A 10,466-nucleotide genomic window follows, 5' to 3' on the forward strand; every position below is an offset into this window, starting at 1 on the left:
TCAGAAGGGTGTTGAGGTCTGTCGTCACAAACGGATCTTCAACACCCTTCGCCTATGCCCACACCCCGGGGTCGTTAGGACTTACTCGTCTAGCTGGCGGCGCCTCATGGTCGGAAACCATCGCGGACTATCTGGTACCTCCGACAAGGGGCGCGGGCCGACGGGTCCGGCCGGCGCTCCCCAGGACCAACTCTGGAACAAATTATCCTACCCCCGTAGATGCCCGATGACCTGGGAAAAGCCATACCGTCACACCGAATCAGCGACCAGTTTTGTCGCCACTTTCGATTGCGATCGAGCTTTGACCTGCGTAAAGAGGGGTAGGACGGGTTGTTCCAAACACATCCGTCAAGTCCAACCTGGCGGCCCGGATCCCTGCGGGTCCCGAAACAACGTCCGCCCTGTTCAGCGACCGCCCAGATCACACGCTCGGCCCCGGTGATCGGTGTCGTGTATTCGGCATATACGACAGCCCGGCGCGAGGTGCTCGCTGAGGGTGGCCCCTGTCGATGCACTCGCGTCGGGCCGACCAGGCCAAGCGTTAGACCCTGCCAAGGTGCTGCTGCGAGCGGCCGCCTCTTGGGTGTGGATCCGAGCAACCATGACGAATTTTGGCACGGTACAGAGCTTCTACATTAGTACGAGCATGCCGCCTGACGAGTGCGGATGAGGTTTTCGGCACCCGCAGCTTTACTCACGCCGTCACAATCTGGAGCAGCGAGTCGTAACTGTCAACGACGTCGTACTTCACGCCGTCGCGCTCGACCTTGCCGTTGAGCGATGCGAAGAACTTGCGTGCGCACTCGATCTTTGCCTCCTCCACGCCCTTGAGTTGCAGGGTGGACATCGATCCCTTTGTCTCGGCGACGAAGTAGACGCGCCTAATCTTGGTGGTGTCGTCACGAAAGGCGATGGCCCAGTCGGGGTTGTAGTCACCAACCGGAGTTGGGATGAAGAAGCCGCGGGGTAGCTTCGAGTAGACGACGACCTCATCGCTGACGTCGAGCTTCTCGACGAACGACCGTTCGACCTTTGAGTCCGTGATGACGTACTCGTAGACGCTCTTCTTCAGCTTGTCGCCCGCCTTCGACAGGTCCTGAGCGGTCTGGTTCTCGGTGAAGATTGAGGAGTCGTATCGGTTGTCGAGCGGGTTGTAACTGAGGTGCTCGACAATCACCGTAGCCTTCTGCTCATTGATGAGCCGGGAAGCCTCGGTGATGAACTGCTCGGGGTTCTGCTTGAACTTCGTGAACGTGCCGGGGTTGATGCCCGTAAGGATTGCCGCGCAGGTCCGGCGGGTGAGCTGGGTCTTCTCCGCGATCTCGCCGAGCAAATCGTACTTGACGGTAGAGGCCGCCGAGACGGCCGAGTGCTCAACCTTCGTCTCCGACACCTTGAAACCGGTTCCGGCTTCGAGGTGTTCGACCTCGAGGTCGACGACCTGCTTGCCGGCCTCGACGAGGTACTGCATCACCGTCACATTGAGAGACTTGTCAAGCGTACGGATGCAGTTCTTGATCAATTCTTCGGAGTCGAATTCAACCTGGTAAACGGCCTTGTGGTTGATGCGGCCCCACAACTCCTGGAACTCGCGCTTCTTGAAGTTCGCCTCGTTGAAAGGGATCTTCTTCGGCTTGCGGCCGTCGGTCGGCTTGGGTACGTCGAGGTAGAGCGCATCGACGAGCGGCCACACGAAGTCGATGACTGGTTTGAGCGCCTCGGCTGTAGGTGCGGCGAGGGTGCCGTCAGCTCGCGCGTCCTTGTACTCCTGAGTGACTAAGCCGTCGTCGTCGATGTAGTTGCTGCGGATGAGGTGGTTGTAGAGGGCCTGGGCGAAAGACTGATCCAGCACGCTTGGTGACCCGTCGGCGAGCGTGATTCGCTTGCCGGTGAAATAGTCAACGCTCGCCTTGCGCGGGCGGGCCGACAGCGACTCGATGATCTCCTTCTGGAGAGCGGTGACGAAGTCGGTGTACGACTCGTCGGTCACAACGGTCAGCTCATTGATGTCATGGACGGTGACGGGGTTGTCCATCCGTTCGCCGTGCTGGTCAACCGACAGGCGCAGGCCGCGGCCGATCTCCTGTCGCCGCGTGGTGGTGTTGTCGCTCTTTTTGAGTATGCCCAGGACAAACACATTCGGGTTGTCCCAGCCCTCGCGCAGCGCCGAGTGCGACCAAATGAACCGCACGGGCTCCTCGAACGACAGCAGCCGCTCCTTGTCCTTGAGGATCAGATCGTAGGCGTCAGCATCGTCCGACTGGCCTGCGAAGTCGCCCCGCGCGGCGATCTTGCCGTCGATGGAGCGACCGGTCCTCTTGTCGATCGAGAAGTAGCCCGCGTGTGTCGCCCGTACCGGAATCGCTGCGACGTGCTTACGGTACCGCTCGGCGGCCTCGTCGAGGTCGAGCTGGCCGAGGTAGTCGGCAAGGACCGTCTCGTACTCCTCCTCAAACACGTGGGCGTACTCCCCGAAAGTGTCCTCGCGGTCGTAGTCGCGGTATTTGGCGACCTCGTCGATGAAGAACAGCGACAGTGTCTTGATGCCCTGCGCGAACAGCTCCCGCTCCTTGTCGAGATGGGCGCGGATGACCTCGCGGATCTGGATGCGACGCTTCTGGTCCTCGGCGATGTCCTGCGTCACCTCGCCAGCGCCGATGATCTCGCCGTTGCTCAGCTCGATGATGTCGCGGTTCGCGTCGACGTCCCGTATGAAGAGACCCTTGTACGCCTCGATGCCCCCGGAGATGTCGTGCAGGTTCATGCCTTGGTTTAGTCGCTTAACCTGCCGCTTGATGCCGTGGGCGGTCTGCACCTCCAGCTCGACGCGAGCCTTCGGGAAGTCCGTGCCCTTACCGACTTCCAGCCCGTCCACGTAGAGGTAGGCGGTGCTGCCGGCCAGGTGCTTGACCGTGATGCCGCGCACCGCGACCTTCTTCACGAGCTTCTGGTTGTAGGCCTCGACCGCGTCCAGCCGGTGCACCTTGGTGCGCTCGATCTTGTGAGTCGCCGAATAGCGCAACGCGAACAGGGCGTTAAACAACCCGAGCGCCTCCAGCGACTTGGACGGCTTCTTCGCGTCGCCCTCGATCTTCTGGGGCTCGTCGATGATGAGGATCGGCCGGTTCGCCGCGATGACGTCGATCGGCTTGCGGGACTGGAAGTCGTCGAGTACCTCGTAGATACGGCGAGCGTCCTTGCCGGTGGCGTTGAACGCCTGGATGTTGATAATCATCACCTGCACGCCCGAGTCGGAGGAGAACCGCTCCACGTCGTGCAGACGCGATGAGTTGTAGATGAACGTGCGCGGCTTGGTGCCGTAGAACTGCTGAAAGTGTTCGGCGGTGATGTCGAATGACTTCTTCACACCCTCGCGGATCGCGATGGACGGCACGACCACAATGTATTTCGACCATCCGTACCGCTTGTGCAGCTCCATGATCGTCTTGATGTACACGTAAGTCTTGCCCGTACCGGTTTCCATTTCGATGTCGAGGTTGATCGGGGCCGCTGACTTCTTGACCGGGTCCTTAAGATCCTTCGAGCGCTCCAGACCACGTTTCTGCTGCACCATATGCACGTTCGCCAGGATCTGCGGCGGAGTCAGCATAATCTCTGCGTTGCGCAGGCCGGCGTCCTCCAGCAAGGTCTGTGCAGCGTCAGCGCCGGGGTCGATGCGATATTTCACCCCGTCGGCGTACGGTTGCCCGGTGAAGACGTCGACCACTGCATCGACAGCCTCGGTTTGATAGGGCTGAACCTTGAACTGGAGCTTCATCGGGTCAGATCGCCCTTACCTCGGTCTCGGGTGAAACTTCACGGAAAATCTGCTCAGCGTTGATGCGCGCGGCATCACTTGCGAATCCTGCGTCCAGGAACACGGCGCGGAGTGGGTGGCGTTTGGCGATCTCCTGCACGACGGCGTCGGTCACCTCGCCCGAAAGACATGCAATCAGAGCGTCTTCGGCGACGGAAAACACCCGTCGCCCTGAGACCTCTTCGACCGTAATCGGCTCGGCGAGGTCGAGCCCCCAATCGAGGAGTACTTGGAAGAGAAGGTCTTCGTCGGTGCGGCCGGGCTTCACGCTGCTGACGGCCTCGGTCAGCGCGTACTGCACCAGGTCGTCCGCGGTCGCGCGCGTGTCAGCCATGTTGGTCGTGGCAACGTGCAGCGACCGAAAGCCGACGTCGAGGTCGGACCCCAAGAACCCTCCCCCCTGCTTTACCTGCGCACCGGCGCGTCGGAGGCGCTCACGGGCGATGTCGGCGATGGAGCCGTAGTCAGGGTGCTCAACCGCCTCATCGAGCTGCACGAGGAGGTATCGGCGATGCCCGCCATCCGCCGCGTTAATCTCCATGACTGCATGGCCAGTCGAACCGGAGCCGGCGAAGAAGTCGAGGACGACTGCATCCGGATTATCTCGGGTGATCGCGCCGATCCAACGGGCCAGAACAGCGGTGTCCTTCGGATAGTCGAAAACATCGGCGCCCAGAAGGTCCTCGAGCTTCTTGGAACCCGGCATGCGTGCCTGCGTGAAGGTCGGGTAAGGAACGCGATCGCTTTGCTCCGCTAGAAACCTCTTCAGACGCGGCGAGGTTGTCTCGTCAGGCCCGAAGAGGACACGGCCTTGAGCCATTAGTTCGTCTATCGTCTCCCGCGAGTAGCGCCAGCCGTTTGTCGGCGTCGGCACGGCCTTTCCGGTCTCCGGATGCGTCAACTCGTACATGAGGTTGGGGCGAGGGTTTGGGCTTGTCATGTTATCCGCTTGGAAGACCCGACCTTCGTCGTCGATCTGGTCGTACCGGAACACCGCTGGCTCTAAATCAGCCCTAATCGCCCTAACTCCGCTGCGGAAGATGGTGGTCGCCTTCGCGGGGTCACCCCCCGACTGCTCCCAGGCACGGCGCCCGACCGCTTCGACTTGGTTAATCCCAGGCTTGGGTTCTTTCCAGCGAGTGTCGAGAGAACGAAGCAAACGCTCGTTCCTGGCGTAGATCAGCATGTAGTCCACGCCACCCGCTGTGTAGCGCGCGTCGTTCTTCCCACTGCCCTGCCACGTCACATTCGCGATGAAGTTCTCCGACCCGAGCACCTGGTCGAGAAGCAGGCGGAGGTTCGCATGCTCGTGGTCGCTGATGGCAACGATCATGACCCCGTCGTCGGTCAGCAAGCCACGCGCCAGCTTCAGCCGGGAGTACATCATGCTCAGCCAGTCGGAGTGGAACCGGCCGTTCGCCTCGGTGTTCGCGACGAGGCGGTCGCCGGTCTCTGACTTCTGGCCCGAGCGCGCGAGGTAGTCGGCACTCGACTCGGCGAGGTCGTCTTCGTAGACGAAGTCGTTGCCGGTGTTGTAGGGCGGGTCGATGTAGATCAGATTGACCTTGCCGAGGTAGGACTCCTGGAGCAGCTTGAGCGCCTCTAAGTTGTCACCCTCGATGAAAAGGTTCTTTGTCGTGGCAAAATCGACCGACTCCTCACGCACAGGGCGCAGCGTCTTGGCAATCGGAGCGTTGGCGGCGAACGCGGCGGCTCGTTTGCCGGGCCAGTCCAGCTGGTAGCGCTCCTGCGAACCCTCGACGACGTGGTCGGAGAGTTCCTGGCGGAGCGCGTCGAAGTCCACCGCCCGGCGTGGGTTGCCCTCGGCGTCGACGGTCTCGGTGACGACCGTAGGAAACAACTCGGCGATCGCGTCGATATTGTGCTGAGAAAGGTCCGGCGAGTGCATCTTGAGCTTGTCCACAATCATTCCTCATTGCTCGGCGCGGGATCGGTGAACGAAGTCAACGCCGTGGCCCGTTCGTTGATCTGCCGGCGCAGTTCGATCTTGCGGTTGAGTTGCGGCTCGGCACGCAACTTCTGCTTCAGCCCGGCAATCCCACGCTGGAGCTTTCGCGCGCGACCCAGTCTCTCGATGGCCTCCGACACTGTCTCCCCGGCGCGCCTGTCCACCGGCAACAGCGCGCTGAGGATAGCCTCGTACAGGATCGGCAGGTCGAGCGCGGTGGGCAGCTGAAGGCGCGGGGCGTCGACCAACTGCCAGTCGGTGGTGAAGTACGTGCCGACAGTCGGGCTCTTGCCGCTGAGAGACTTCTGGGCGGCGACCGTTCGCACCCGGCCACCGCTGGCGACTTCAAAGATGACTGGGAAATGGACCGTCTTGTCGATCACGCTGAGAACATCGTCCGGCACATCCGCGCCTTTAGTCTCCACAGTGAAAACCTGGATCTCTGGGACGGCGGCCGTGCCGCGCAGGCGGATAGTGCCCTCGGCGAGCTTATACGCCCAGGTGATGCGATGGACATCTTCGATGAACTTCTCGCGCAGGGCGGTGCGGACCTTGCCATGCTCGTAGAACTTCGTCTTCGGCACGGTGCGGCCGAAGGCTGCAACTGGTGGCCACCGGAATAGAGCCGGCTTGGCCTCGACAGGCTCAACCATCGGCGGGCTCCTCGACGATGGCGAGGAAGGCGATCAGCTCGAAGTCGTCGAGCCCCGCGATGGTCTGCACAAGGGCGGTGGTGTGTCCGGGGCTGAAGAGACTGTCGACATCACGTTCGTCGGTGACATCAATCATGGAGCGGATCGCCTCCGTGAGCAGATGGCTGTAGTGGCCCATATCAGCGCCGTCGCGCGTCACCGCGTTGAAGATGCGGCATACCTCCCAAGCGGGTTGGCCACGGTGGCGGCATCCGGCCCGGATAAGGTCGAGCAGGTGCTTGACCTCGGTGTGATCGGCTATGACCTGCCCCCGGTCGTCGAGATAGACGAGATAGTAAGGGTGCAGGCGGTTGCCTCGGTTGAGCCGCTCATCGGCGTTGATGTTGCGCAGCACGAAGAGCGCACCAGGTTTCAGCCCTTTGTCGCGGTCCGCGGGTACGACAGCGTGCAGACCCTTCGGGGTGCCGGCCAAGTCACCGTACTCCTTGATGTACCCGAGCAGGTCCATGCGGAAGTCGTTCAAGCCTAGGTCGGTGATCGAAACCCCGGTGCGGACGTCTTCGAGTTCGATCACCTCGTCCTGGAGCTTGCGAAGCTGCTCTTTCCGAAACGCTGCGTCGCTCGTCTCCTGGGTGAGCACGTTGTCGTCGGCAGTCGCGGCGAGGTCGGCGATGACCATCCGGCTCTCGACGCGCTCCTTGAGGTTGATGTACTCGTCCAGCGAGATGTCTGGCCAGAAGTTCACGAGCTGGATGCGGTCATTGGTCGAACCGATGCGATCGATGCGGCCGAATCGCTGGATAATCCGAACCGGATTCCAGTGTATGTCGTAGTTGACCAAGAAATCACAATCCTGGAGGTTCTGGCCCTCACTGATGCAGTCGGTGCCGATGAGCACGTCGATCTCGCCGCTCTCTCGCGGCATGACGAGGTGACGCTGCTTCGACCTTGGCGAGAACAGGGTCAGAGCCTGCTGGAAGCCGTAGCCCTTTCCGACCGTGGTGGACGGATTGCGTTGGCCGGTGACAATCGCGGAGTCGTGGCCTTGATGCTTGAGGGCCGGGGCGAGGTTCGCGTAGAGGTACTCGGCGGTGTCGGCGAACGCGGAGAAGATCAGCACCTTGCGGTTGCCGGGGTTCAGCGGCTGGGCGAATTTGCTCGCGATCAGATCGCGCAGCGCGCCGAGCTTCGAGTCGTGCTCGGGGGTGATGCCGCTAATTGAGGCTAAGAGCTGCCGGATGACCCTGCCGTCGCTGACGAGGTCACGGCTCCACGACTCGACGTCCATGTCGGTCAGTTCGATCTGCACCTTGCGGCCGACCGTTCCGCTGGTGGGGAACTCGAAGTCGTCATCGTCGGCGTCGACGAAAGAAGAGGCGATGTTACCGATGTTCGCCGCGTGGTTGTCAATGGCCTCGATCGCCTCGGTGACTGTGCCCTCCAGCCGGCTCAGGGTGAGGCGGAACGCCTCGACGCTGGACTCCAACCGCTTGAGGAGGTTCACCGTCATGAGTTTGCGGATGCCCTGCTCGCGGCTGGCGGCGCCGAGGTTCGCGGTCTGCCCGCCCATGTAGTTCTGTCCCGAGCTTGCCCCGTAGAGCTGCTCGTACTTGTCGCGCCGGCTCGGGAACACATATGCCAGCGGCGTGTACACGGCGAGGGTGAGAAGCTGGAGCTGCTCGAAGATCTCGTTGAACGTCGGCGTGTCCGTCAGGTCGGTCAGCGGCGGGCGCAGCGAGACCGGCTTGAGCCGCTCGGGGAACGCACCGATGTCGGTGGTGTCGTAGAACGCCTGAATGTGCTTGCGGGAGCGGGCAATGGTAACTGCGTCGAGCAGCTCGAAGAAGTCGAAGTCGAGCCTGGCCAGGATCGCCTCGGTCGTGCGCTCATCCGGCGGCAGGTCGCTCCATTCATTGAAGACGCGCTGCGCCTGCCGGAACACCTCCTCGATGGAGACCTCGATGTTGAGCTTCGCCGCGAGCTGCGCCGAGTCGCCCTCGTAGGCCAGCGCGAGCTGGTTGCGTAGGTCGTTGAAGCGGTTGTTCACGGGCGTCGCCGATAGCATCAGCAACTTGGTCTTCACGCCCTCGCGGATGACCTTGCGCATCAGCCTCTGGTATCGGGTTTCGCGCTCCTGGACGTAGTCGGCGTTGCGGAAGTTGTGCGACTCGTCGATCACGACGAGGTCGTAGTTGCCCCAGTTGACAAGGTCCAGCCGCTTGCCCAGCGACTCGCCGCCGTCTCGGGACAGATCGGTGTGGGCGAGCACGTCGTAGTTGAATCGGTCTTTCGCGAAGATGTTAGTCGTGTAGTTACTGTTGTAGGTTGTCCAGTTGTCGGCAAGCTTCTTCGGCGCCAGCACGAGCACGGTCTTGTTGCGCAGCTCGTAATACTTGATCACGGCCAGCGCCGTGAACGTCTTCCCCAAGCCCACGCTGTCGGCCAGGATGCAGCCGTTGTAGGTCTCCAGTTTGTTGATCACGCCGGTCGCCGCGTCTTTTTGGAAGTTGTACAACGCCCTCCAGGCCTCGGTGTTCTGGTAGCCCGTCAGGTCGTTGGGGAGCACATCTTCGTTGATGCCTTCGAGGAACTCGCTGAACAGGTTGTAGAGGATCAAAAAATACACTCGCTGCGGCGAGTTTTCCGCATATACGCTGGCGATGTGGTCCTGCACCGCCTCCGTAACGTCATCAAGCTTTTCAGTGTTGTGCCAGATCTGATCGAAGAGCTGGACGTATTGCCGCGTGAACGACGCGTCTTCGATCTTGTGCACCATGTTTGAGACAGCAGGCCCGGGCTCGTAACCAAGGTCAGCGGTCGTGAACCCCTGAAGGGGGGCATACGCGGCGGAGTCGTCGATCAGCGCAAATGACTGCATGGGTGCGCCGGTGCGGTTCGAGCGGAATTTGACTTTCTGCCGGACCCACTCCGCGCACTCGCGCGCGATGGCCCGCTGAGTCAGTTTGTTGCGCAGACGAATCTCGAACTCACTGCCATACAGCGCAGCATCCCGGCTCTTGTCGTTCGGGATGAAGAATTGCCGCTTCTCCAGCGCAGGCTTATCGGTAATCTTCGTGGCCGTAAAGGACGGCGCTGTGAAAATAAACTCCAGCTCCTTGATCGACTGCAGCTCATGCTTCAGCGCCTGGAACGCGAAGATTGAGAACGTGCTAGCTGCGATGCGGAGCTTCGAGCCACGCCCAATTGACGCCTTCAAATCATCACCGAGGAGCTCGTTGAGGTTATCGATGATGCGCACTCAGACGACACCACCCTCGAACACGTCAGCGGGTGATTGATGTGACCAAGTCGGTCGGAACGGGATCCTGGCGCCGCTCGTGGCTCGACCGACGTCGCCGACCATTATGTGAGGGCCGCATGTGAAGCCGCGACTCGCGCAGAAATGCAGAAAATCCTCATGCATTGTATCCTTGGCGTCCTGATGGTTGTGCTCCAGTGACTCGATTCCATAGATCGAGGCAAGGGCGAACAGAGACTCGTGAGCCCAGCGATCCCGCTGATACTGCCTGTCAATTTCCTGGAGCTTCCGCTGGAGGAGCGCAACGAGACAGTTACTATCGCCCGCCGCTGGTTCGATGAGCGTCTTATCGACGAAGCCCGGCCCGTCTTCCAGGTCATCGTGGACCAGGTCGAGCATCTGGTCGACCATTCGACGCGGGGTGAACACCTCGCCGTGAGCTTTGACTCGTAGCCGCGACTTTGCCGGCAACTCCACGGCGGTCATCTGGGTCACTCAAGTCTCCTGTAGTACCCGGCACGGGCCTATTGCGGTGCCGCAAGACTACAGCTTTGGACACCGCGGCAGCGCTTGGCGCACCGCCGTCGGGCCATGTTAGCGCGACGTCTATATCCTAGATAATAGGTTATGTAACTTTTGATCGTGTTCGGCCTCGGGCGCACACTGAGCGTTTTTGATGCCCCTATGGATGTCAAGCGGCTGTGGAACTGGTGGGTTGGGTGATGAGCTCGTAGAGCTCTCGCGCGACGTAGCGTTTGAGGCAGCGGA

5 protein-coding genes are annotated in these 10,466 nt (G+C 61.2%); all 5 read right to left on the reverse strand.

Annotated features, from left to right (window positions below):
* Positions 1-694 precede the first annotated feature (694 nt).
* From ACIBF5_RS32370 to ACIBF5_RS32390, 5 genes are read right to left on the reverse strand one after another with little or no spacing between them, the layout of a single operon-like run.
* Positions 695-3,778, reverse strand: a complete 3,084-nt coding sequence (locus ACIBF5_RS32370; protein ID WP_396816698.1) for a type III restriction-modification system endonuclease — start codon at positions 3,776-3,778, stop codon at positions 695-697.
* A 4-nt stretch (positions 3,779-3,782) separates the two neighbouring features.
* Positions 3,783-5,741 (reverse strand): site-specific DNA-methyltransferase, encoded by a 1,959-nt coding sequence (locus ACIBF5_RS32375; protein WP_396816699.1) that lies wholly within the window; start codon positions 5,739-5,741, stop codon positions 3,783-3,785.
* 2 nt (positions 5,742-5,743) lie between these two features.
* Positions 5,744-6,439: a DUF4391 domain-containing protein gene (locus tag ACIBF5_RS32380; RefSeq protein WP_396816700.1), complete on the reverse strand. Its 696-nt coding sequence runs from the start codon at positions 6,437-6,439 to the stop codon at positions 5,744-5,746.
* On the reverse strand, positions 6,432-9,698 hold the full coding sequence (locus ACIBF5_RS32385) for a helicase-related protein (protein WP_396816701.1): 3,267 nt from the start codon (positions 9,696-9,698) through the stop codon (positions 6,432-6,434). The genes ACIBF5_RS32380 and ACIBF5_RS32385 overlap by 8 nt, the downstream gene beginning before the upstream one ends.
* Positions 9,699-10,193, reverse strand: a complete 495-nt coding sequence (locus tag ACIBF5_RS32390) for a hypothetical protein (RefSeq protein ID WP_396816702.1) — start codon at positions 10,191-10,193, stop codon at positions 9,699-9,701.
* Between the last annotated feature and the right edge of the window lie 273 nt (positions 10,194-10,466).

Source organism: Micromonospora sp. NPDC050417, from assembly GCF_044458865.1.
Lineage (GTDB): Bacteria > Actinomycetota > Actinomycetes > Mycobacteriales > Micromonosporaceae > Micromonospora_G.